The organism is Flavobacterium sp. 83 (genome assembly GCF_000744835.1).
GTDB lineage: Bacteria > Bacteroidota > Bacteroidia > Flavobacteriales > Flavobacteriaceae > Flavobacterium.
Window position 1 is genome coordinate 349,904 of the sequence record NZ_JQMS01000001.1, and the last position, 23,431, is coordinate 373,334.

Here is a 23,431-nt window from a genome sequence, read left to right on the forward strand (position 1 = left end):
TTGACAAATATAAAAAAAGCTTCACAGATTAGTGAAGCTTTTTGAATTGAAATTTATCTTTTCTCAGATGATACAAAGTCTCTCAAAGGACTGCCAGTATATACCTGTCTTGGTCTTCCGATAGGTTCTTTATTTTCTCGCATTTCTTTCCATTGTGCTATCCAACCTGGTAAACGTCCTATTGCAAACATAACCGTAAACATATCCGTAGGAATACCTAATGCTCTGTAAATAATCCCAGAATAGAAATCAACATTTGGATATAATTTTCTAGACACAAAATACTCATCTACTAGAGCTGCTTCTTCCAATTTCTTAGCTATAGCAAGAATTGGATCTTCTACACCTAAAGTTGCCAAAACTTCATTTGCTGCTTTTTTAATAATTTTCGCTCTTGGATCGAAATTTTTATATACTCTATGACCAAACCCCATTAAACGGAAAGGGTCATTTTTATCTTTTGCTTTAGCTATATATTTCTCTGCATCACCACCATTTTTATGAATTTCTTCCAGCATTTCAAGTACTGCTTGATTAGCACCACCATGTAATGGTCCCCAAAGTGCAGAAACTCCTGCAGATATTGAAGCAAATAATCCAGCATGAGAAGAACCTACCATTCTAACGGTCGAAGTAGAACAATTTTGCTCATGGTCAGCATGAAGAATAAACAATCGGTCTAACGCATCAATAACTACAGGACTGGCTTTATAAGGCTCCGTTGGCAATTCAAACATTAAACGCATGAAATTCTCTACGTATCCTTTTGTATTATCATAATAATTCAAAGGATAACCCATACTTTTTCTGTAAGTCCAAGTTGCAATTACCAAGAATTTACCCATGGTTTTACAAACTGCCTCGTACATTTCTTTTTCATTTTCAACATTCACTGACTTTGGATTAAATGCAGTCAAAGCACTTGTCAAAGCAGCTAAAACACCCATCGGATGAGCTGTTTTTGGAAAACCGTCAATGATGTTTTTCATTTCCTCGTTTACCAAAGTATATTTTCTAATATCATTTTCAAATTGCTCCAACTGAACTTTAGTTGGTAATTCTCCAAAAATTAAAAGATAAGAAACTTCTAAAAAATCTGCCTTTTCAGCTAAATCTTCTATTGAATACCCTCTATAACGCAAAATCCCTAGCTCTCCATCAAGGAAAGTAATTTCGCTTTTACAAGAACCTGAATTTTTGTAACCTGGATCAATAGTAATTGCACCCGACAAATCACGTAATTTGTTAATATCGATAGCTACTTCATTTTCGGTTCCTACAATAATAGGAAGTTCAAACTTTTTGCCATCTATTTCTAATGTTGCTGTTTTTGACATAATATAATTGGAAATAAAACTTTTAAAATAAATAATTTACCAAATCTAGGGAATTTCGAATTAATTAAAAAATGAATACGACAATGAAATTGTTAAAAGTCAAAAAAAAAGCCATTCAATTTATATGAATGGCTTTTCCCTAAAGAATATTTTAAAATTATTTTATTTTAAAAGCATTTAAACCTGGAAAATATGCTGTACTTCCCAATTCTTCTTCAATTCTTAATAATTGATTGTATTTAGCCATACGATCAGAACGAGAAGCAGAACCAGTTTTAATTTGACCACAATTTAAAGCTACTGCTAAATCTGCAATTGTATTGTCTTCTGTCTCTCCTGAACGGTGTGACATTACTGAAGTATACCCTGCATTTTTAGCCATGTTAACTGCTGCAATAGTCTCAGTCAAAGTTCCAATTTGGTTTACTTTTACAAGAATAGAATTAGCAATCCCTTTTTCAATACCAGTTGACAAACGCTCCACATTTGTAACGAATAAATCATCACCAACTAATTGTACTTTATCCCCAATTTTATCAGTAAGTAATTTCCATCCATCCCAGTCATTCTCATCCATTCCATCTTCGATAGAAATGATTGGATATTTAGAAACTAATTCTGCTAAATAATCTACTTGTTCTGCAGAAGATCTAATCTTACCAGTTTCACCTTCAAATTTAGAATAATCGTATTTTCCATTTACATAAAACTCAGCAGAAGCACAATCTAAAGCGATCATGATTTCATCTCCAAAAGTATAACCCGCAGTTTCAACTGCTTTTTTAATTGTATCCAAAGCATCTTCAGTTCCTCCAGGAAGATTTGGTGCAAAACCACCTTCATCACCTACTGCAGTTGAAAGACCTCTATCGTGTAAAACTTTTTTCAAACTATGAAAAATTTCTGTCCCCATTTGCATTGCATGTGAAAATGATCTTGCTTTCACTGGGAAAATCATAAATTCTTGAAATGCGATTGGCGCATCAGAATGAGAACCACCATTGATGATATTCATCATTGGAACTGGCAATGTATTAGCAGAAACACCACCTACATATCTGTATAAAGGCAACCCTAATTCATTAGCAGCAGCTTTTGCTACAGCAAGAGAAACCCCTAAAATTGCATTAGCCCCTAAGTTAGATTTATTTGGAGTACCATCTAAATCAATCATCATTTGATCAATAACATTTTGTTCGAAAACTGAAACTCCAACAAGTTCTTCAGAAATAATGGTATTAACATTTTTCACAGCATTCAAAACTCCTTTTCCAAGAAATGCTTTTCCTCCATCACGTAATTCAACTGCTTCATGTTCTCCAGTTGACGCTCCAGATGGTACTGCAGCTCTTCCTAAAACACCATTGTCTGTAATTACATCTACTTCAATTGTAGGATTTCCTCTTGAATCGAAAATTTGTCTTGCGTGAATTTTGATAATTATACTCATAATACTAAAATTTAAATTTTAAAATACAAATATATTCTATCTTTTGTAATCATTTAATGAAAATAATGAATGTTATTAACGAAAACGTTATAATTTTTTCACAAACAAAACATTTAAGCTGTTTTAAGAATTTATTTTTATGTTATCTGTTATTTTTTTCTATTTCGTCAAAAATAAAAACAAATAAACCCACGTCACATTAACCAAAAATAAGCAATGCAAATTGCAAAATAAAACAAATAATACCTAGCTAATAAATTAATTAAAAACACTGATTAACAGCAATATACACTAACTTTACATTTTTTTTCAAAAGCCATAAACACACTTTAAATCGAAATTTTTAATTGAATTATTTTTATAACTGAATATATAAATTAAAAAAAATAAAAATGTAATGGAACCTTTAAAAAACCGTAACAATTTAATCAATTCTAGTGAAATTATAGCATTATTAAACAAAACAGCTACTCCATTAGAAAATTCAACAGATTTAGATCCATTAATCAACGCTATAGGAGGTGCAAAATATGTCCTTTTAGGCGAAGCCTCACATGGAACACACGAATATTATGTCTGGAGAGCTAAAATCACACAGCGACTAATAAAAGAAAAAGGGTTTTCTTTTGTAGGAGTCGAAGGCGATTGGCCAGATTGCTATCGCGTGAATCGGTATGCTAAAGGATATCTAAATACTGAAAAAGATATTTACAGTATCATGAATGAATTTAAAAGATGGCCAACCTGGATGTGGGCTAATTGGGAAACGGCAGCATTTATAGATTGGCTCAAGGTTTATAATGAAGATCTATCCGCTGATAAAAGAGTAGGATTTTATGGTTTGGATGTATACAGCTTCAGGGAATCAATGAACTCCATCATTCAATATTTAGAAAAAAATGATCCAAAAGCACTGGCAATTGCAAAAACAGCCATGAAATGTTTTGAACCTTACGAAAGAGACGAAGGACAAACTTACGCGAGAGCCTCTTCATTCATACCAGAATTATGTGAAAAAGAAATCCTTAACCTACTGAACAAAATAATAAAAAATGCACCCAACTACAATCATGATCCAGAAAATGTTTTAAGTACGGAACAAAATGCATTCATTACCAGAAATGCCGAAAAATATTATCGCGCTATGATTAAAAGAGGTCCAGCCTCATGGAACATTCGAGACGAACATATGGTTTCCACTATAGAAAGACTTATGAAATTCCATGGAAACAAGGCAAAAATAATAGTATGGGAACACAACACACACATTGGCGACGCTCGAGCTACAGAAATGGCCTCCGAGGGCATGGTAAATGTAGGACAGTTATTAAGAGAACGCTATTTCAACGAAGGAGTTGTTGCAGTTGGATTTGGCTCTTACAAAGGGAGCGTGATTGCCGGCAGAGAATGGGGCGATTCCATGCGGAAAATAAAAGTTCCTGAAGCTGTAGCAGGAAGCTGGGAGCATGCCTTACACCTTGCAGGAGACGGAAAAAATAAGTTAATACTAATGGATCAATTAAAAAAAGAAAAATGTCTTTCAACATACATAGGGCATCGCGCCATTGGAGTTGTATACAATCCAGAGCATGAAAAATTCGGCAATTACGTTCCTACAATACTACCAGAAAGATACGATGCCTTTATTTTCCTTGATGAAACAAGTGGATTGCATCCCCTTCACATCCAACCGGATGGGCACCAAATTCCCGAAACCTATCCTTTCGGAATGTAAGTTTACATCATTCAACAAAAAAGGGTTTGACTTTTAATTAAGTCAAACCCTTTTAAATCTAAAAGCTACATGAAATAGCACTCTAATTTTAACCTTTTATATTTTCGATAAATTGATCAAATAAATAAGAAGAATCATGCGGGCCCGGACTTGCTTCCGGATGGTATTGAACAGAGAAACAATTTTTGTTTTTCACACGCATACCTGCAACCGTCCCATCATTTAAGTGAAGATGTGTGATTTCTAAGTCAGGATGATTATCCAACTCTTCTTTATTTACGGCAAAACCATGATTTTGAGAAGTGATTTCTCCTTTTCCAGTAATGATATTTTTTACAGGATGGTTTATTCCTCTATGACCGTTAAACATTTTATATGTTGAAATTCCATTCGCTAAACCAATTACCTGATGTCCAAGACAGATTCCGAATAAAGGTTTGTCGTTTACAAGAATTTCTTTTGCAACTTGAATAGCACCAGAAAGAGGTTCAGGATCACCAGGTCCATTAGATAAAAAATAACCATCAGGATTAAATGAAGCTAAATCTTGATAAGATGAATCAAAAGGGAAAACTTTTATGTAGCAATCTCTTTTAGCAAGATTACGAAGGATATTCGTTTTAATTCCTAAGTCAAGCGCAGAAATTTTATAGGTTGCATTCTCATCACCAAAAAAGTAGGGCTCAGTAGTAGACACTTTTGAAGCTAATTCTAAGCCTTTCATGTCTGGCACATTTGCCAATGCGATTTTTAGTTCTTCGATTGGTGTTTCATCTGTACAAATTACAGCATTCATAGCGCCATTATCACGTATGTAGCTTACCAGCGCACGTGTATCTACATCAGAAATACAAATAAGCTTTTGTTTTATAAAATAGTCTTCTAAACTCCCTGAAGCATCTTCACGAGAATAGTTAAAGCTAAAGTTCTTACAAATTAAACCAGCTATTTTAATACTTTTTGATTCAACCTCTGAATCGTTTACTCCATAGTTCCCAATATGGGCATTAGTAGCTACCATTAATTGACCAAAATAAGAAGGATCAGTAAATATTTCTTGGTAGCCTGTCATTCCCGTATTAAAACAAACTTCCCCAAAAGTAGTTCCACTGATTCCAATAGATTTACCATGGAATATGGTTCCGTCACTTAATAGAAGAATTGCTTTTTGTCGTGTTGTATATTTCATTCTTTGGTTTCTATTATTTTTTTAATAGTATCATGTAACTCGAAAAAACTAGTTTCATGTGTAGTTAAATATTGTGCAAATTTAATTCTTTAAAACAATGGATGCAATGTTTTTTTTTAAATTTATATTAAAACATAAAGCAACCATTAATTTTTTAAAAATATAACTTTTGAAAACTCGAATATAACTTTTTAAACCTCTAATAAAAAACAAACGTTCTAATTAGCCCTAATTAATAAACTTGCCTCTATTTTTTATAGTAATCAGTAAGCTTAGCTTGAAGCGGTAAACTTTTTCTTGTTGATCGAACTAAGAAAGAAAAAGACATAGCAAAAAACTGGTCAAAAGTTCTTCTAAACATATAATGTTATACTCCTAAAATTAAAAAAAATCAAAAAAAAAGGATAAACTAGTATAGCTTATCCTTGATTTTATAGAATGATTATTTTCATAATTATTCAGCAGTGTCAGTAGTTGTTTCAGTTTCAGCAACTGGAGCTTCAGTAGCTTCATCAGCTTTCTTGGCTTTACCACCACGACGGCTTTTGGCTTTTTTAACTTCTTTTTTACCACCATTGTATAGTTCATTGAAATCTACTAATTCGATCATTGCCATATCAGCATTATCTCCTAAACGATTTCCAACTTTAATGATACGAGTGTATCCACCTGGACGGTCTCCTACTTTAGCAGCTACGTCTCTGAACAAGTCAGTTACCGCATATTTGCTACGTAAGTAAGCAAAAACGATACGACGATTGTGAGTTGTATCTTCTTTTGATTTTGTTATTAAAGGCTCAACAAATTGTTTAAGCGCTTTTGCTTTAGCAACAGTAGTGTTAATACGTTTGTGCTCAATAAGAGAACAAGCCATATTAGCCAACATAGATTTTCTATGTGCTGTCTGTCTGCTTAAGTGATTGAATTTTTTTCCGTGTCTCATTGCTATGTAAATTTAACCCCCACGTTTAGCGGGGACTTAATTATTCTTTATCTAGTTTGTATTTTGCTAAATCCATCCCGAAGTTCAAATTCTTAATAGCTACTAGTTCATCTAGTTCTGTTAAAGATTTTTTACCAAAATTACGGAATTTCATTAGGTCATTTTTATTGAACGATACTAAATCACCAAGTGTATCAACTTCAGCCGCTTTCAAACAATTTAATGCTCTAACAGAAAGATCCATGTCAACAAGCTTAGTTTTAAGCAATTGTCTCATGTGTAATGACTCTTCATCATAAGATTCTGTTTGTGCAATTTCGTCAGCCTCAAGTGTAATTCTTTCGTCAGAAAATAACATGAAATGGTGAATTAAAACTTTTGCGGCTTCAGTAAGAGCATCTTTAGGATTAATAGATCCATCAGTTTTGATTTCAAAAACTAATTTTTCGTAATCTGTTTTTTGCTCTACACGGAAGTTTTCAATTGCATACTTCACATTTTTTACCGGAGTAAAAATTGAATCAGTAAAAATAGTTCCAATTGCAGCATTCTGTTTTTTGTTCTCTTCAGCAGGAACATATCCTCTACCTTTTTCGATAGTTAAATCGAAATTCAGTTTGATTTTACTATCCAAATTACATATAACAAGTTCTGGGTTCAAAACTTGGAAACCTGAAATAAATTTTTGAAAATCACCAGCTGTTAATTGATCTTTACCAGAAACAGAAATAGTAACTGATTCATTATCGATATCTTCAATTTGACGTTTGAAACGTACTTGTTTTAGATTAAGGATAATTTCGGTAACATCTTCAACAACTCCTGAGATAGTAGAAAATTCATGATCTACACCTTCAATGCGAACAGATGTAATTGCATAACCTTCTAATGCTGAAAGCAAAACTCTTCTAAGTGCATTACCAACGGTCAATCCGTAACCTGGCTCTAAAGGTCTGAATTCAAACTTACCTTCAAAATCGGTTGAATCGATCATGATAACTTTATCGGGCTTCTGAAAATTAAATATTGCCATAAATTTCGACTAAGTCAATTATTATTTGTTGTACAACTCTACGATTAATTGTTCTTTGATGTTTTCTGGAATTTGAAGTCTAGCAGGAACAGTAACAAAAGTACCTGATTTAGTTTCATTATTCCAAGTAATCCACTCATAAACATGACTTGAATTAGATAAAGAACGTTCGATAGCCTCTATAGATTTAGATTTTTCACGAACACCAACTACATCACCTGGTTTCAAGTGATAAGAAGGAATATTTACATTTTCTCCGTTTACTGTAATGTGACGGTGAGAAACGATTTGACGAGCACCTCTTCTAGAAGGAGCAATACCCATTCTAAAAACAACATTGTCTAATCTTGCTTCACACAATTGTAACAAAACTTCACCAGTTACACCTTTAGTAGCTGATGCTTTTTCGAATAAATTTCTAAATTGTTTTTCTAAAATCCCATAAGAATATTTAGCTTTTTGCTTTTCCATTAACTGGACTGCATATTCAGATTTTTTACCTCTTTTTTTTGCCATCCCGTGTTGACCAGGTGGATAATTTCTTTTTTCGAAAGCTTTATCGTCTCCGAAAATTGCCTCGCCAAATTTACGAGCGATTCTTGTACTAGGACCAGTATATCTTGCCATTTTAATTTATTTAAGATTGAGACTATGAATTCAGGTCATATCCTTCGATAATCTATATTCAATCTAGGTTATACTATAATAATTTTTGAGTATTAAACTCTACGTCTTTTTGGAGGACGACATCCATTGTGCGGCATTGGAGTAACATCGATAATCTCAGTCACTTCAATTCCACCGTTATGCAAAGAACGAATAGCAGACTCACGTCCGTTTCCTGGTCCTTTTACATAAACTTTTACTTTTTTAAGTCCAGCTTCAAGAGCTACTTTACTACAATCTTCTGCTGCCATTTGAGCCGCGTATGGAGTATTCTTTTTAGAACCTCTAAAACCCATTTTTCCAGCTGAAGACCAAGAAATAACTTCACCTTTTTTATTAGTCAAAGAAATGATGATATTGTTAAAAGTAGCAGAAATATGAGCTTCTCCCGTTGATTCAACGATAACTTTACGTTTTTTTGCAGTTGCTTTAGCCATATTACTTATTATTTAGTTGCTTTTTTCTTGTTGGCAACAGTTTTTCTCTTACCTTTTCTTGTTCTAGAGTTGTTTTTAGTTCTTTGTCCTCTTAAAGGAAGACCAGTTCTATGACGGATACCTCTATAACATCCAATATCCATTAAACGCTTGATGTTTAAAGAAACTTCAGAACGCAATTCTCCTTCAATTTTGAAAGTTGATACAGCTTCACGAATTGCTCCGATCTCATCATCATTCCAGTCTTGAACTTTTTTATCTTGGCTAACTTGAGCTTTTTCTAAAATCTCAATAGCTCTACTTCTTCCTAATCCGAAGATATAGGTAAGTGCTATAACACCTCTCTTATTTTTTGGGATATCTACCCCTGCTATTCTTGCCATAACTATCCTTGTCTTTGTTTAAATCTAGGATTCTTTTTGTTTATTACGTACAATCTCCCTTTTCTTCGCACAATTTTGCACTCGGGACTTCTCTTTTTTACTGAAGCTCTAACTTTCATTTTGAATATCCTTTAATATCTATAAGTAATCCTTGCTTTTGACAAATCGTAAGGGCTCATTTCTAGTTTCACTTTATCACCAGGTAATAATTTGATGTAATGCATACGCATTTTTCCAGATATATGGGCGATTACAATATGTCCATTTTCTAACTCTACACGGAACATCGCATTTGATAATGCTTCAATGATTGAACCGTCTTGTTCTATTGCTGATTGTTTTGCCATAAATTAAGCTACTGCTTTTCTATTTTTACCACTTTTCATTAAACCGTCATAATGTTTGTTTAACAAATATGAATTGATTTGTTGAATTGTATCTATGGCAACACCAACCATAATTATTAATGAAGTACCTCCAAAAAACATTGCCCAAGATTGTTGAACATCCATAAGACTCACAACAATTGCTGGGAACACAGCTATCAAAGCAAGAAATAAAGATCCTGGAAAAGTTATTAAAGACATCACTTTATCAAGAAAATCAGAAGTTTCAACTCCAGGTCTAACACCAGGAATAAAACCTCCACTTCTCTTCAAATCATCAGACATTTTATTAGTAGGAACTGTGATTGCAGTATAGAAGAAAGTGAATACAACAATTAAAGTTGCAAAAACAAAATTATACCAAAAACCGAACATATTACTAAAAGCTCCAACAATTGATTGTGACGCATCTGATTTAGATAAACCTGCTACTGCAGCAGGAATAAACATAATTGCTTGAGCAAAAATAATAGGCATAACTCCAGAAGCATTAAGCTTCAATGGAATCCATTGTCTATTACCACCCATTAAATCTTGTTCATAATCACCTGAAGATGTACGACGAGCATACTGAACAGGTATTTTTCGAACAGCCATAACAAGCAATACACAAGCAATAATAACTAATAACCAAATGATAATTTCAATAACCAATAACATTGGTCCACCATTATTATTAGTAACTCTAGTTGTAAATTCTTGAATGAAAGCTTGAGGCAATCTAGCCAAAATACCAACCATAATCAACAATGATATACCGTTACCAATTCCTTTATCAGTAATTTTTTCCCCTAACCACATGGCAAAGATTGTACCTGTAACTAAGATAACAACTGAAGAAAATAAGAATTCAAATGAATTAAATCCTAACAAAAAAGCACTACTAGGCAAAGTTCTATACAAATTATAAATGTAAGTCGGACCTTGAACCAAAGTAATACCTATCGTTAGCCAACGGGTAATTTGATTAATCTTCTTTCTACCACTTTCTCCATCATTCTGAAGCTTTTGTAAATATGGAATCGCAATTCCCATTAACTGTACAACAATAGATGCAGAAATATATGGCATTATACCTAAAGCAAAAACTGAAGCTTTAGAGAAAGCACCTCCTGTAAACATATCAAGAATAGACCCAATACCATTTTTGGTTTGACCTGCTAAACTATTTAATTGAGTTGCATCAATTCCAGGAAGCGTAACGTGTGCTCCAAAACGATAAACTAAAAGAAGACCTAAAGTGATTAGGATTCTATTTTTTAGTTCCTCAATTTTCCAAACATTACTTAATGATTCAATAAATTTCTTCATCTTAATAGAAAAATTATATTGTTACGGCCTCTCCACCAGCAGCTTCAATAGCAGCTTTTGCAGTAGCAGTAAATTTGTGAGCGGTTACTTTTAATTTCGCTGTTAACTCTCCTCTTCCTAAAATCTTAACGATTTCATTTTTGGTAGCCAAACGATTAGCAACATAAACTGTCATATCAACAGTATCTTTAATAACACCATTATCAACTAATAGTTGTAGTGTATCAAGATTTACACCTTCGTAATCTTTACGATTGATGTTTGTGAAACCAAACTTAGGCACACGTCTTTGAAGAGGCATTTGACCACCTTCAAAACCAATCTTTTTAGAATAACCAGAACGAGATTTTGCTCCTTTGTGACCTCTTGCAGAAGTACCACCTTTTCCAGAACCTTCTCCTCTACCTAATCTTTTATTTTGATTGTGTGTAGAACCTTCAGCAGGTTGTAAGTTACTTAAATTCATAACAGTATTTGTTATTTAGTTTCTTCAACAGAAACTAAGTGTTTAACTTTATTTATCATCCCAAGGATTGTAGGGTTTGAATCATGCTCTACAACTTGTCCCATTTTACGTAGACCTAAAGCTTCTAATCCTCTCTTTTGAGTAAGGGGACAGTTGATTTTGCTTCTAACTTGTTTTACTAATAATTTAGCCATAATTTCCTTGAATTAACCTTTAAAAACTTTTTCTAAAGAAACACCTCTTTGTTTTGCAACAGTATAAGCACTTCTCATTTGTAATAAAGCATCAAAAGTTGCTTTTACTACGTTGTGAGGATTTGAAGATCCTTGTGATTTAGATAATACATCATGAATCCCTACTGATTCCAAAACTGAACGAACAGCTCCACCAGCAATAACTCCTGTACCATGAGAGGCAGGAATTAAGAATACACGTGCACCACCAAATTTACCTTTTTGTTCGTGAGGAACTGATTGACCATTCAAAGGAATTTTCACCAAATTTTTCTTAGCATCTTCTACTGCTTTCGCAATTGCTTCAGAAACATCCTTAGATTTCCCTAATCCATGTCCAACCACTCCATTTTCATCACCTACAACTACAATAGCAGAAAAACCAAAAGCTCTACCACCCTTTGTAACCTTAGTAACACGATTTACACTTACCAAACGATCTTTCAATTCTAGACCACTTGGTTTTACCAACTCTACATTCTTGTATTTACTATTAGACATACTATATTAGAATTTAAGTCCAGCCGCTCTTGCGCCTTCTGCTAATGATTTAATACGACCGTGATATAAATAACCTCCTCTATCGAAAGTCACTACGTCTATCCCAGCTTCTAAAGCTTTTTCAGCAACTAGTTTTCCAACTGCTATAGCAACTTCAATGTTCGTACCGTTACCTATTTCTTTTTCTCTTGAAGAAGCCGCCAATATAGTAACTCCGTTTACATCATCAATAAGTTGAGCGTAAATTTCTTTGTTACTTCTAAATACAGATAGTCTTGGATTAGTAGCAGTACCACTAATAGTTTTTCTAATTCTGAATCTAATTCTTTGTCTTCTTTCAGGTTTTGTTAATGACATAATCTTATTTTTTAAGCTGATTTACCTGCTTTTCTTCTTAATACTTCACCTACAAATTTAACACCTTTTCCTTTGTACGGTTCAGGCTTACGGAAACCTCTAATTTTCGCAGCTACCTGACCTAAAAGTTGTTTGTCAAATGATGTTAATTTAACGATAGGGTTCTTACCTTTTTCAGATATAGTTTCTAAAGTTACTTCTGGAGCAATTTCTAAAACTATATTGTGAGAGTAACCAAGCGCTAAATCTAATTTTTGTCCTTGATTTGAAGCTCTATAACCAACCCCTACCAATTCTAACGACTTAGTAAAACCATCTGTAACACCAATAATCATGTTATTGATTAAAGATCTGTACAAACCATGTTTTGCTCTTTGGTCCTTGTGATCAGACGATCTATCAACTTGAACTTGACCGTCTTCAACTGTAACAGTAACGTCCGAAAACTCCTGAGTTAGTTGACCATTTTTTCCTTTTACTGTAATAATACCATTTGCAACTTCAACAGTTACACCAGCAGGGATTACAACCGGACTTTTACCTATTCTTGACATCTTATATAGTCTTTAAATTAGTATACGTAACAAATTACTTCACCACCAACATTTAACTGTCTGGCTTTCTTTCCTGTCATCAAACCTTTTGATGTAGAAACAATAGCGATTCCTAATCCATTAAGGATTCTTGGAATAGTTGAAGAACTTGAATATTTACGTAAACCTGGTTTACTAATTCTTTGGATATCTTTAATTACTGACTCTTTAGTATCTTTATCATACTTCAAAGCGATTTTGATTGAACCCTGAACAGCGTTGTCTTCAAATTTGTAACTCAAGATATAACCTTGATCAAATAAGATCTTAGTTATTTCTTTTTTTAGATTAGATGCAGGAATTTCAACAACTTTGTGGTTTGCAGCCACAGCATTACGAACTCTTGTCAAGTAATCTGCAATAGGATCTGTATACATATGTATTGATTTGCGGTAACGGTTTTCAATTAAACTTAATCGAACCTGAAACCAATTTATAAATATTTATGATACAGACAAAACGTAAGTTAAGTCTGTATCAGGACGCAATAAATTACGTCTTACCAAGATGCTTTTTTAACACCAGGTATCAATCCGTTATTTGCCATTTCACGAAATGTAACACGTGAAAGACCGAATTGACGCATATACCCTCTTGGTCTACCTGTTAATTTACAACGATTGTGCAAACGAACTGGTGAAGCATTTTTTGGTAACTTTTGCAAACCTACGAAATCTCCAGCTTCTAACAAAGCTTTTCTTTTCTCAGCATACTTAGCTACTGTTTTTTCTCTCTTAACCTCGCGGGCTTTCATTGATTCTTTAGCCATGTCTTAATTCTTTTTAAAAGGTAATCCTAATTCTGTCAATAGAGACTTTGCTTCTTTATCTGTTTTTGCACTAGTTACAAAAGAGATATCCATTCCTGAAATTTTGTTTACTTTATCAATATCAATTTCCGGGAAAATGATTTGCTCCAAAACACCAAGGTTATAATTTCCTCTTCCATCAAAACCAGTAGCTTTAATACCACTGAAATCTCTTACACGTGGCAAAGCAGAAGTAATAAGTCTATCTAAAAACTCATACATTTTTTCTCCACGCAAAGTAACTTTTGCTCCAATAGGCATCCCTTTTCTCAATTTGAATGACGCAACGTCTTTCTTTGAAATTGTAGATACTGCTTTCTGTCCAGTGATCTTTGTTAACTCATCAACCGCATAGTCAATTAGTTTTTTATCAGATACAGCTGCACCAACTCCTTTACTTAAAACGATTTTTTCCAATTTTGGAACTTGCATTACGTTTACGTATCCGAATTCCTCTTTAAGAGCAGCAATTACTCTGCTCTTATATTCTTCTTTTAGTCTAGGTATATACGCCATTACTATAGTACTTGATTAGATTTTTTTGAAAATCTTACTTTCTTATCTCCTTCTACTCTAATACCAACTCTAGTCGTTTCCTTAGTTTTAGGATCAATTAAAGAAATATTAGATATTTGTATAGAAGCTTCTTTCTTTACGATACCACCTTGAGGGCTTTTTGCACTAGGTTTCGTATGTTTTGAAACCATGTTTACACCTTCAACAATCGCTTTGTTCTTCTCACGATAAACACGTAAAACTTTACCTTCAGCACCTTTATGGTCTCCAGCAATTACTCTTACGATGTCACCTGATTTTATTTTTAGCTTTATCATCTTAAAAACGAATTAAAGCACTTCTGGTGCTAATGATACAATTTTCATGAATTGTTTTTCACGAAGTTCTCTTGCTACCGGACCAAAAACACGAGTTCCTCTCATTTCACCAGCAGCATTTAATAACACACATGCGTTGTCATCAAATCTAATGTATGAACCATCGGCTCTTCTCACTTCTTTTTTGGTACGTACAACAACTGCAGTTGAAACAGCTCCTTTTTTAACGCTTCCGTTAGGAGCAGTATCTTTGATAGAAACTACAATCTTGTCACCAACAGAGGCATACCTTCTTTTGGTACCTCCTAAAACACGGATAGTTAAAACTTCCTTTGCTCCAGTGTTATCTGCTACTTTTAGTCTTGATTCTTGTTGTACCATAATTATTTAGCTCTTTCTAGGATTTCAACTAACCTCCAACATTTTGTTTTACTCATAGGACGCGTTTCGCTTATCCTTACAGTATCTCCAACGTTACAGTCGTTCTTTTCGTCGTGTGCGTGATACTTTTTAGTTTTCAACACGAACTTACCGTATAATGGGTGTTTTACTTTACGCACTTCAGCAACAACAATAGATTTATCCATTTTGTCTGAAGTAACAACACCAACTCTTTCTTTTCTTAAATTTCTTTTTTCTTCCATCTTTCAGCAGATTACAATTATTGCAACTCTCTTTTAGTAAGTTCCGTAGCTAATCTTGCAACTGTTCTTCTTACACTTCTAATTTGAAGTGGATTCTCAATTGGAGAAATAGCGTGAGCCATTTTTAGGTCGGCATATGCCTTCTTAGTCTGGCTAAGTTTTTCTTGCAACTCCGCTGCAGAAAGATCTTTTATTTCTGATTGTTTCATAATATAATATAAATTATGCTTCGAAATCTCTAGCAACGACGAATTTAGTTTTTACTGGAAGCTTTTGAGCTGCAAGACGTAAAGCCTCTTTTGCAACTGACAAAGGTACTCCTCCAACTTCAAACATAATTCTTCCGGGTTTAACAACTGCAGCCCAATACTCAACTGCACCTTTACCTTTACCCATACGTACCTCAAGAGGTTTCTTAGTGATAGGTTTGTCTGGAAATATTTTGATCCATAATTGTCCTTCTCTTTTCATAAAACGAGTTGCAGCAATACGCGCAGCTTCAATTTGACGAGAGGTTAAGAACATTCCATCTTCATGTACAGATTTAATACCAAACATTCCATTAGAAAGTTCATGCCCTCTTTGAGAGTTCCCCTTCATTTTACCTTTTTGTACCTTACGGTATTTTGTTCTTTTAGGCTGTAACATTTTTCTTTAGTTTAAAAATTTACTTTCGTTTACGAGCGTCTGGTTTGCCACCTTTATTAAAAGGTTTTCTGTCTCCTCTAGGAGAATCACCACCTTTACCACCAGCACCAGATTGTTTTTTGTCCATTCCGGCAAGTGGAGAAAGATCTCTCTTTCCATAAACTTCACCTTTCATGATCCACACTTTGATTCCCATTCTACCATATGTAGTATGAGCTTCAGCCAAAGCATAATCAATATCAGCTCTGAAAGTTGATAGAGGAATTCTACCTTCTTTGAAACCTTCTGAACGAGCCATCTCTGCACCATTCAAACGACCAGAAATCAAAACTTTGATACCTTCTGCGTTCATACGCATAGAAGCTGCAATAGCCATTTTGATTGCACGTCTGTAAGAAATTCTGCTTTCGATTTGACGACAGATGCTTGTAGCAACTAGATACGCGTCAAGTTCAGGTCTTTTAATTTCAAAGATGTTGATTTGAACCTCTTTGTCAGTAATTTTCTTAAGTTCTTCTTTTAACTTGTCTACCTCTTGTCCACCTTTTCCGATAATGATACCAGGTCTAGCAGTAGTGATAGTAACGGTTACAAGTTTCAAAGTTCTCTCGATGATTACTTTTGATACACTAGCTTTTGATAAACGAGCATGGATATACTTTCTGATTTTGTGATCTTCGGCAAGTTTATCACCGTAGTCATTTCCACCATACCAGTTTGAGTCCCATCCTCTGATGATACCAAGTCTATTTCCAATTGGATTTGTCTTTTGTCCCATGCTGCTTAAGAATTGCTTTGTGTGTTATTGATAGCTCCAAGCACGATTGTTACGTGATTAGAACGTTTTCTTATTCTGTGTGCACGACCTTGTGGAGCTGGACGAAGTCTTTTCAACATCATTCCACCATCTACTCTGATCTCTTTAACGAATAAACCAGCTTCTTCCATATTAGCTTCAGGGTTTTTTGCTTGCCAGTTGGCAATTACAGATAAAACCAATTTTTCTAATTTTCTTGAAGCTTCTTTAGAACTAAATCTTAAGATGTTTAGTGCTCTTTCTACCTTCTGACCTCTTACTAGATCTGCTACTAAGCGCATTTTTCTAGGTGAAGTAGGGCAGTTATTTAACTTTGCGAAGGCCAAAGACTTGTTAGCCTCTTTTCTTGCATCTGCTGTTTCTCTTTTACGAACTCCCATTGCTTCTTATTTTTTACCTTTATTTTTTGCTCCAGCATGACCTCTAAAAGATCTAGTTGGTGAAAATTCTCCTAATTTGTGACCTACCATGTTTTCAGTTACGTAAACTGGTACAAATTGACGACCGTTATGAACTGCGATAGTTTGTCCAACAAAGTCTGGAGTAATCATAGAAGCTCTAGACCAAGTCTTAACCACTCCTTTATTTCCACCTGCGATGTTTTCTTGAACTTTCTTGTCTAACTTATAATGAACGAAAGGTCCTTTTTTTAATGAACGTGCCATATCTTATTATTTCTTTCTACGTTCTACGATATACTTGTTACTCGGGTTTTTCTTAGAACGAGTTCTATAACCTTTAGCTGGTATTCCATTTCTTGAACGTGGATGTCCACCAGAAGAACGTCCTTCACCACCACCCATTGGGTGATCGACAGGGTTCATTGCAACAGGTCTTGTTCTAGGTCTTCTTCCTAACCATCTTGTTCTACCAGCTTTTCCTGATACAACTAATTGGTGATCTGAATTAGAAACCGCTCCAATTGTAGCCGAACAAGTCAACAAGATTAATCTTGTTTCCCCAGAAGGCATTTTAATTGTAGCATATTTTCCATCTCTTGCCATTAATTGAGCAAATGTTCCAGCAGAACGAGCGATTACAGCTCCTTGTCCTGGTCTCAATTCGATACAAGAAATTACAGTTCCAAGTGGAACTCTACTTAAAGGTAAAGTATTACCAATTTCAGGTTGAGATTCCGGACCAGAAACTAATTTCTGACCAACTTTCAATCCGTTTTGAGCAATAACATAAGTTTTCTCACCATCAGCATAAGCTAACAATGCGATAAATGCAGTACGATTTGGATCATATTCGATTGATTTCACTGTAGCCGGAATTCCTTCTTTTGTACGTTTGAAATCAATAATACGATATCTCTGCTTGTGACCACCACCCGTATAACGCATGGTCATCTTTCCTTGACTATTTCTACCACCAGAGTTTTTTATCGGCGCTATCAAAGAGCGTTCCGGCTTATCAGTTGTAATGGCGTCATAACCATTCACAACTCTAAATCGCTGACCTGGGGTAATAGGTTTTAATTTTCTTACTGACATTTTATCTTAGATATTGTTGTAAAAATCAATTGTTTCTCCTTCTTGTACTTGAACAATTGCTTTTTTAATTGCATTTGTCTTTCCACTGATTAAACCACTTTTAGTGTATTTAGTAGTTCTATCCGGTCTTACGTTCATCGTGTTAACACTCAAAATAGTTACTCCATAAGCAGCTTCAACAGCTTTCTTAATTTGCACTTTGTTTGCTTTTTTGTCAACAACGAATCCGAAGCGGTTTAAAACTTCACTTTCTTTGGTTACTTTTTCCGTTACTATAGGCTTAATTATGATGCTCATATCCTATTATTTACTTAAATTTTCTTCAATTATCTCCAAAGAACTCTCTAAAAGCACTAAATTATTAGCATTTAATATAGCGTAAGTACTTAATTCTAAGCTACTTACTACGCTAGAGCCTTTTAAATTGCGTGACGACAAATATACATTTTTATTTGTATCACCCAACACAAACAGGGATTTTTTATTCTCTAACTCTAAAGCTTTCAAAACGTTGATGAAATTTTTAGTGTTTGGAGTTTCAAAATTAAAGTCTTCAAGAACGATAATATTCGACTCTTTTGCTTTAATTGAGAAAGCAGATTTTCTAGCCAAACGTTTCAAGCTTTTATTCAATTTGAATGAATAACTTCTTGGTCTTGGTCCAAAAACTGTTCCACCACCCTTAAACAATGGATTCTTTGCACTACCCGCACGAGCAGTACCAGTTCCTTTTTGTTTTTTTATTTTACGAGTACTTCCCGCTACTTCAGCTCTTTCTTTAGCTTTGTGCGTCCCTTGTCTTTGATTAGCAAGATATTGCTTAACATCAAGGTATACTGCGTGATTGTTTGGTTCTATACCAAATACTGAATCAGAAAGTTGAACTTTTCTTCCAGTATCTTTTCCGTTGAAATCTAATACTTTTGCTTCCATTACTTCTGAATGATTACATAAGAGTTGTTATGACCAGGAACACATCCTTTAATAACAAGTAGGTTCTTATCAGCCACTACTTTTAAAACTCTAAGGTTTTGAACTTTTACATTGTCTCCTCCCATTCTTCCAGCCATACGCATTCCTTTGAATACTCTAGATGGATAAGAAGAAGCTCCTACAGAACCTGGCGCTCTTAAACGGTTGTGTTGACCGTGAGTTGCTTGACCAACACCACCAAAACCGTGACGTTTTACAACCCCTTGAAAACCTTTACCTTTAGACACACCTTGTACATCTACAAATTCTCCTTCAGAAAAAATAGAAACATCTATAAGATCCCCTAAATTTTGTTCTGTTGCGAAATCTCGGAATTCAACGACTTTTTTCTTAGCTACAGTTCCCGCTTTCTTAAAGTGACCTAAAGCCGCTTTTGTGGAATGTTTCTCGTTTTTGTCATCGAAACCAAGTTGCAACGCTTCGTACCCGTCAACACCTTTGGTTCTGACTTGGGTAACAACGCATGGTCCAGCTTCGATTACTGTACAAGGAATATTCTTCCCGTTCTCGTCGAAAATGCTAGTCATGCCGATTTTTCTACCAATTAACCCAGACATAATTATTAATTATTAATTATTAAATATAAATATAGAACGCAGCTTTTAAGCGAATCCTATTTTTTTAGTGGGTGCAAATGTATAACTTATTTACACACAAACCAAAAAAATATTTTTCGCTTAAAAACAGCGTCCTTTTCTTACTAGTAAGCTATTTAAACTTTGATCTCTACTTCAACACCGCTAGGCAATTCAAGTTTCATCAAGGCATCAATAGTTTTTGATGAAGATGAATAAATGTCAATTAATCTCTTGTATGACATTACTTCAAATTGCTCTCTCGCTTTTTTGTTAACGTGTGGAGAACGTAGCACTGTAAAAAGTTTTTTGTGCGTTGGCAATGGAATTGGTCCCGTAACAACTGCACCGGTACTTTTTACCGTTTTTACAATCTTCTCAGCAGACTTATCTACCAACATGTGATCGTAAGATTTTAATTTTATTCTGATTTTTTGACTCATTTTCTTAAAGATTATGCGTTTCCTTTTGCTTTTTTGATAACTGCTTCTGAAATATTAGAAGGCGTTTCAGAGTAGTGTGAAAATTCCATAGTGGATGTTGCTCTACCTGAAGAAAGTGTTCTTAACGTAGTTACGTATCCAAACATTTCAGATAATGGCACATCTGCCTTAATTGTTTTAGCACCAGCTCTATCACCCATATCATTCACCTGACCTCTACGACGGTTGATATCACCTACGATATCTCCCATGTTTTCTTCTGGTGTAATCACTTCCATTTTCATGATTGGCTCTAATATAACAGCACCAGCTGCTTTAGCTACCTCTCTATAACCCATTCTTGCCGCAAGTTCAAAAGAAAGTGCATCAGAATCCACCGGGTGGAAAGATCCATCTAATAAGGTTACTTTCAAACTATCTACTTGGTATCCTGCTAAAGGACCCGTTTTCATAGCTTCTCTGAAACCTTTTTCAACTGATGGAATATATTCTTTAGGAACGTTACCACCTTTTACTGCATTTACAAACTGCAATCCAACTGGAGCTTTACCGTCAACTTCATCCGCTGGTTCAAGAATAAACACGATATCACCGAATTTACCACGACCCCCAGATTGTTTCTTGTACGTTTCTCTGTGTTGTGCTTTCTTAGTAAAAGCTTCTTTGTATTCAACTTGAGGCTCACCTTGGTTTACTTCAACTTTAAATTCACGTCTCATTCTATCAACTAAGATATCCAAGTGAAGCTCACCCATACCAGAGATAATAGTTTGCCCTGAAGCTTCATCTGTTCTAACTGTAAAAGTAGGATCTTCTTCAGCTAATTTAGCCAAAGCCATACCCATTTTATCTACGTCAGCTTTAGTTTTAGGCTCAATTGCAATACCAATTACCGGCGCAGGGAATTTCATACTTTCTAAGATAATTGGGTTCTTTTCATCACACAATGTATCTCCAGTTTTAATATCTTTAAATCCAACTGCCGCTCCAATATCACCTGCTTCGATATAATCGATTGGGTTTTGTTTGTTAGCATGCATTTGGTAGATACGAGAAATTCTTTCTTTGTTTCCTGAACGCGTGTTCAAAACATAAGAACCAGCATCCAAACGTCCTGAATAAGCACGGAAGAAAGCTAAACGACCTACGAATGGATCAGTAGCAATTTTAAATGCTAAGGCAGCGAATGGCTCCTTAACATCTGGCTTACGCAAAATTTTAGTTTGATCTTCTTCTAACAAATCAGCATCATCAGGATGAATTCCTTCGATACCATCTTTATCCATTGGAGATGGCAAATATTTACATACTGCATCTAACATGAATTGAACCCCTTTGTTTTTAAAAGAAGAACCAGCAATCATAGGAATGATAGCCATATCCATTACAGCTGCTCTTAATGCAATGTTGATTTCTTCCTCTGTTATAGAGTTTTCATCTTCCATGAATTTTTCAAGCAAAGTCTCATCATAATCAGCTACTGCTTCAATAAGAATCGATCTGTATTCTTTAACTTCTTCAAGCATATCTTCAGGAATAGGCACAATATCGTAAGTTGCTCCTAAACCTTCTTCATGCCATACTATAGCTTGATTTTTAACTAAATCAACAACCCCTTTGAAATCATTTTCTTCACCAATTGGCAAAGTGATTGCAACTGCGTTTGATTTCAACATATCTCTTACTTGCTGACAAACCATCAAAAAGTTAGATCCTTGTCTGTCCATTTTATTTACGAATCCAATACGTGGAACTCTGTATTGATCTGCTAATCTCCAGTTAGTTTCTGATTGCGGCTCTACACCATCAACAGCACTAAATAAGAAAACCAAACCATCAAGCACACGCAAAGAACGGTTTACTTCAACCGTAAAGTCAACGTGTCCCGGAGTATCGATAATATTGAAGTGATAAGGTAATGTTTCAGGTAAAATTTTACCTTGTGTAGTTGGAAAATTCCATTCACAAGTTGTAGCAGCAGAAGTAATTGTAATACCTCTTTCTTGCTCTTGCGCCATCCAGTCCATTGTTGCAGCACCATCATGCACTTCACCAATTTTGTGTGATTTTCCAGTATAGAATAATATACGCTCAGTAGTTGTTGTTTTACCAGCATCAATGTGAGCAGCAATTCCTATATTTCTTGTATATTTAAGATCTCTAGCCATTTCTTAAGAATTAAAATCTAAAGTGAGAGAAAGCTTTGTTAGCCTCTGCCATTTTGTGAGTATCCATTCTTTTCTTAACAGCAGCTCCTTCTTCTTTAGCCGCAGCTAAACATTCTGAAGCTAACCTTTGAGCCATTGATTTTTCGTTTCTTCTTCTTGAATAAAGAATTAACCATTTCATAGCCATAGAAATTTTTCTGTCTGGTCTAATTTGCATTGGAATTTGAAATGTAGCACCACCAACTCTACGACTACGCACTTCTACGTGAGGCATAACATTAGTTAATGCATCTTTCCAAATCTCTAACGATGGTTTCTCAGCATCTTGTTTTTTAGACTCAATGATGTCAATAGCATCATAAAATACTTTAAACGCTGTCGATTTTTTTCCATCCCACATTAAGTTGTTCACAAAACGTGTTACCAGTTGGTCATTAAACCTTGGATCTGGTAAAAGTGGTCTTTTCTTTGCCGCTCTTTTTCTCATGTCTTTTTTTTAATAAAATGTCATACCTATACAGCTGCAACGAATCACATCTCTACAAGAAATAACTTTTTAAATTACTTTTTTGCTTCTTTTGGGCGTTTTGCTCCGTACTTAGATCTTCTTTGCGTTCTTCCTGCTACTCCTGACGTATCAAGCGCACCACGAACGATGTGATATCTAACTCCTGGTAAATCTTTTACCCTTCCACCCCTAACTAATACTATCGAGTGCTCTTGTAGATTGTGTCCTTCACCAGGGATATAAGCATTCACTTCATTACCATTTGTCAAACGTACACGCGCTACTTTACGCATTGCAGAGTTTGGTTTTTTTGGTGTTGTAGTGTAAACACGCGTACAAACCCCTCTTCTTTGAGGACAAGAATCTAAAGCAACCGATTTACTCTTCTTAGTTATCTGAGTTCTTCCTGTTCTTACTAATTGTTGAATTGTTGGCATAATTAATACTAAAAATTTCTTATTATATTAAATTCCCGCTT

The 23,431-nt window shown here is 34.7% G+C and carries 36 protein-coding genes; 1 reads left to right on the forward strand and 35 read right to left on the reverse strand.

Annotated features, from left to right (window positions below):
* Positions 1 to 53 precede the first annotated feature (53 nt).
* Entirely contained in the window at positions 54 to 1,337 is a 1,284-nt protein-coding gene (locus tag T410_RS01585; protein WP_035668079.1) for a citrate synthase, read from the reverse strand.
* Between the two features lie 157 nt (positions 1,338 to 1,494).
* Positions 1,495 to 2,787 carry a phosphopyruvate hydratase gene (eno, locus tag T410_RS01590; protein ID WP_035668081.1) on the reverse strand — a complete coding sequence of 431 codons (1,293 nt, stop codon included), beginning with the start codon at positions 2,785 to 2,787 and terminating at the stop codon, positions 1,495 to 1,497.
* 397 nt (positions 2,788 to 3,184) lie between these two features.
* Here eno and T410_RS01595 point away from each other — a divergent pair, with 397 nt between their 5' ends.
* Complete coding sequence (locus T410_RS01595) at positions 3,185 to 4,522, forward strand: erythromycin esterase family protein (RefSeq protein WP_081897790.1); 1,338 nt, start codon at positions 3,185 to 3,187, stop codon at positions 4,520 to 4,522.
* An 88-nt stretch (positions 4,523 to 4,610) separates the two neighbouring features.
* On the opposite strand, the gene carA is transcribed toward T410_RS01595, so the two are convergent.
* The 33 genes from carA to rpsL form a co-directional block, all read right to left on the reverse strand.
* Entirely contained in the window at positions 4,611 to 5,711 is a 1,101-nt protein-coding gene (carA, locus tag T410_RS01600; protein WP_035668083.1) for a glutamine-hydrolyzing carbamoyl-phosphate synthase small subunit, read from the reverse strand.
* Positions 5,712 to 6,165: 454 nt separating this feature from the next.
* On the reverse strand, positions 6,166 to 6,654 hold the full coding sequence (gene rplQ / locus T410_RS01605) for a 50S ribosomal protein L17 (protein ID WP_035668085.1): 489 nt from the start codon (positions 6,652 to 6,654) through the stop codon (positions 6,166 to 6,168).
* Positions 6,655 to 6,694: 40 nt separating this feature from the next.
* The gene (locus tag T410_RS01610; RefSeq protein WP_035668087.1) at positions 6,695 to 7,687 is read right to left on the reverse strand and encodes a DNA-directed RNA polymerase subunit alpha; all 993 of its coding nucleotides are present in this window, start codon (positions 7,685 to 7,687) and stop codon (positions 6,695 to 6,697) included.
* A 21-nt stretch (positions 7,688 to 7,708) separates the two neighbouring features.
* The gene (gene rpsD, locus T410_RS01615) at positions 7,709 to 8,314 is read right to left on the reverse strand and encodes a 30S ribosomal protein S4 (RefSeq protein WP_035668090.1); all 606 of its coding nucleotides are present in this window, start codon (positions 8,312 to 8,314) and stop codon (positions 7,709 to 7,711) included.
* Between the two features lie 92 nt (positions 8,315 to 8,406).
* Positions 8,407 to 8,790 carry a 30S ribosomal protein S11 gene (gene rpsK, locus T410_RS01620; protein ID WP_024981527.1) on the reverse strand — a complete coding sequence of 128 codons (384 nt, stop codon included), beginning with the start codon at positions 8,788 to 8,790 and terminating at the stop codon, positions 8,407 to 8,409.
* Positions 8,791 to 8,798: 8 nt separating this feature from the next.
* The gene (gene rpsM / locus T410_RS01625; protein ID WP_035668092.1) at positions 8,799 to 9,173 is read right to left on the reverse strand and encodes a 30S ribosomal protein S13; all 375 of its coding nucleotides are present in this window, start codon (positions 9,171 to 9,173) and stop codon (positions 8,799 to 8,801) included.
* Positions 9,174 to 9,175: 2 nt separating this feature from the next.
* Positions 9,176 to 9,292, reverse strand: coding sequence for a type B 50S ribosomal protein L36 (gene ykgO / locus T410_RS16645; protein ID WP_008992256.1), 117 nt, complete (start codon positions 9,290 to 9,292; stop codon positions 9,176 to 9,178).
* 12 nt (positions 9,293 to 9,304) lie between these two features.
* The gene (infA, locus tag T410_RS01630; protein ID WP_007136545.1) at positions 9,305 to 9,520 is read right to left on the reverse strand and encodes a translation initiation factor IF-1; all 216 of its coding nucleotides are present in this window, start codon (positions 9,518 to 9,520) and stop codon (positions 9,305 to 9,307) included.
* Positions 9,521 to 9,523: 3 nt separating this feature from the next.
* On the reverse strand, positions 9,524 to 10,870 hold the full coding sequence (gene secY, locus T410_RS01635) for a preprotein translocase subunit SecY (RefSeq protein ID WP_035668094.1): 1,347 nt from the start codon (positions 10,868 to 10,870) through the stop codon (positions 9,524 to 9,526).
* A 13-nt stretch (positions 10,871 to 10,883) separates the two neighbouring features.
* A complete protein-coding gene (rplO, locus tag T410_RS01640) occupies positions 10,884 to 11,336 on the reverse strand; it encodes a 50S ribosomal protein L15 (RefSeq protein ID WP_035668097.1) in 453 nt (150 codons plus the stop codon).
* 11 nt (positions 11,337 to 11,347) lie between these two features.
* Complete coding sequence (gene rpmD / locus T410_RS01645; protein WP_035668100.1) at positions 11,348 to 11,530, reverse strand: 50S ribosomal protein L30; 183 nt, start codon at positions 11,528 to 11,530, stop codon at positions 11,348 to 11,350.
* 12 nt (positions 11,531 to 11,542) lie between these two features.
* Positions 11,543 to 12,070, reverse strand: coding sequence for a 30S ribosomal protein S5 (rpsE, locus tag T410_RS01650; RefSeq protein ID WP_035668102.1), 528 nt, complete (start codon positions 12,068 to 12,070; stop codon positions 11,543 to 11,545).
* Positions 12,071 to 12,076: 6 nt separating this feature from the next.
* Positions 12,077 to 12,427 carry a 50S ribosomal protein L18 gene (rplR, locus tag T410_RS01655; protein WP_035668104.1) on the reverse strand — a complete coding sequence of 117 codons (351 nt, stop codon included), beginning with the start codon at positions 12,425 to 12,427 and terminating at the stop codon, positions 12,077 to 12,079.
* Positions 12,428 to 12,438: 11 nt separating this feature from the next.
* Entirely contained in the window at positions 12,439 to 12,981 is a 543-nt protein-coding gene (rplF, locus tag T410_RS01660) for a 50S ribosomal protein L6 (protein WP_035668106.1), read from the reverse strand.
* Positions 12,982 to 12,998: 17 nt separating this feature from the next.
* Entirely contained in the window at positions 12,999 to 13,397 is a 399-nt protein-coding gene (gene rpsH, locus T410_RS01665; protein WP_035668108.1) for a 30S ribosomal protein S8, read from the reverse strand.
* Between the two features lie 122 nt (positions 13,398 to 13,519).
* On the reverse strand, positions 13,520 to 13,789 hold the full coding sequence (rpsN, locus tag T410_RS01670; RefSeq protein ID WP_007136553.1) for a 30S ribosomal protein S14: 270 nt from the start codon (positions 13,787 to 13,789) through the stop codon (positions 13,520 to 13,522).
* A gap of 3 nt (positions 13,790 to 13,792) precedes the next feature.
* The gene (gene rplE / locus T410_RS01675) at positions 13,793 to 14,344 is read right to left on the reverse strand and encodes a 50S ribosomal protein L5 (protein ID WP_035668110.1); all 552 of its coding nucleotides are present in this window, start codon (positions 14,342 to 14,344) and stop codon (positions 13,793 to 13,795) included.
* Between the two features lie 2 nt (positions 14,345 to 14,346).
* Entirely contained in the window at positions 14,347 to 14,661 is a 315-nt protein-coding gene (gene rplX / locus T410_RS01680) for a 50S ribosomal protein L24 (RefSeq protein WP_035668111.1), read from the reverse strand.
* A 12-nt stretch (positions 14,662 to 14,673) separates the two neighbouring features.
* A complete protein-coding gene (rplN, locus tag T410_RS01685; protein WP_026717863.1) occupies positions 14,674 to 15,042 on the reverse strand; it encodes a 50S ribosomal protein L14 in 369 nt (122 codons plus the stop codon).
* A 2-nt stretch (positions 15,043 to 15,044) separates the two neighbouring features.
* On the reverse strand, positions 15,045 to 15,305 hold the full coding sequence (rpsQ, locus tag T410_RS01690) for a 30S ribosomal protein S17 (RefSeq protein ID WP_035668113.1): 261 nt from the start codon (positions 15,303 to 15,305) through the stop codon (positions 15,045 to 15,047).
* 17 nt (positions 15,306 to 15,322) lie between these two features.
* Complete coding sequence (gene rpmC / locus T410_RS01695; protein ID WP_035668115.1) at positions 15,323 to 15,514, reverse strand: 50S ribosomal protein L29; 192 nt, start codon at positions 15,512 to 15,514, stop codon at positions 15,323 to 15,325.
* Between the two features lie 13 nt (positions 15,515 to 15,527).
* A complete protein-coding gene (gene rplP, locus T410_RS01700; RefSeq protein WP_007803637.1) occupies positions 15,528 to 15,953 on the reverse strand; it encodes a 50S ribosomal protein L16 in 426 nt (141 codons plus the stop codon).
* 19 nt (positions 15,954 to 15,972) lie between these two features.
* Positions 15,973 to 16,731, reverse strand: a complete 759-nt coding sequence (rpsC, locus tag T410_RS01705; protein ID WP_035668118.1) for a 30S ribosomal protein S3 — start codon at positions 16,729 to 16,731, stop codon at positions 15,973 to 15,975.
* Between the two features lie 5 nt (positions 16,732 to 16,736).
* Positions 16,737 to 17,150, reverse strand: a complete 414-nt coding sequence (gene rplV, locus T410_RS01710) for a 50S ribosomal protein L22 (protein ID WP_035668120.1) — start codon at positions 17,148 to 17,150, stop codon at positions 16,737 to 16,739.
* A 6-nt stretch (positions 17,151 to 17,156) separates the two neighbouring features.
* On the reverse strand, positions 17,157 to 17,435 hold the full coding sequence (gene rpsS, locus T410_RS01715; RefSeq protein ID WP_007136562.1) for a 30S ribosomal protein S19: 279 nt from the start codon (positions 17,433 to 17,435) through the stop codon (positions 17,157 to 17,159).
* A gap of 6 nt (positions 17,436 to 17,441) precedes the next feature.
* On the reverse strand, positions 17,442 to 18,266 hold the full coding sequence (gene rplB, locus T410_RS01720; protein ID WP_035668122.1) for a 50S ribosomal protein L2: 825 nt from the start codon (positions 18,264 to 18,266) through the stop codon (positions 17,442 to 17,444).
* 6 nt (positions 18,267 to 18,272) lie between these two features.
* The gene (gene rplW / locus T410_RS01725; RefSeq protein WP_035668124.1) at positions 18,273 to 18,563 is read right to left on the reverse strand and encodes a 50S ribosomal protein L23; all 291 of its coding nucleotides are present in this window, start codon (positions 18,561 to 18,563) and stop codon (positions 18,273 to 18,275) included.
* 6 nt (positions 18,564 to 18,569) lie between these two features.
* Positions 18,570 to 19,199, reverse strand: coding sequence for a 50S ribosomal protein L4 (gene rplD, locus T410_RS01730; protein WP_035668126.1), 630 nt, complete (start codon positions 19,197 to 19,199; stop codon positions 18,570 to 18,572).
* A complete protein-coding gene (gene rplC, locus T410_RS01735) occupies positions 19,199 to 19,816 on the reverse strand; it encodes a 50S ribosomal protein L3 (RefSeq protein WP_035668127.1) in 618 nt (205 codons plus the stop codon). The genes rplD and rplC overlap by 1 nt, the downstream gene beginning before the upstream one ends.
* 155 nt (positions 19,817 to 19,971) lie before the next feature.
* Positions 19,972 to 20,277: a 30S ribosomal protein S10 gene (gene rpsJ, locus T410_RS01740; protein WP_011963470.1), complete on the reverse strand. Its 306-nt coding sequence runs from the start codon at positions 20,275 to 20,277 to the stop codon at positions 19,972 to 19,974.
* A gap of 11 nt (positions 20,278 to 20,288) precedes the next feature.
* Entirely contained in the window at positions 20,289 to 22,445 is a 2,157-nt protein-coding gene (gene fusA / locus T410_RS01745) for an elongation factor G (RefSeq protein WP_035668128.1), read from the reverse strand.
* Positions 22,446 to 22,455: 10 nt separating this feature from the next.
* Positions 22,456 to 22,932, reverse strand: a complete 477-nt coding sequence (rpsG, locus tag T410_RS01750) for a 30S ribosomal protein S7 (RefSeq protein WP_035668130.1) — start codon at positions 22,930 to 22,932, stop codon at positions 22,456 to 22,458.
* A 74-nt stretch (positions 22,933 to 23,006) separates the two neighbouring features.
* Positions 23,007 to 23,390 (reverse strand): 30S ribosomal protein S12, encoded by a 384-nt coding sequence (gene rpsL, locus T410_RS01755; RefSeq protein ID WP_007136570.1) that lies wholly within the window; start codon positions 23,388 to 23,390, stop codon positions 23,007 to 23,009.
* Positions 23,391 to 23,431 lie beyond the last annotated feature (41 nt).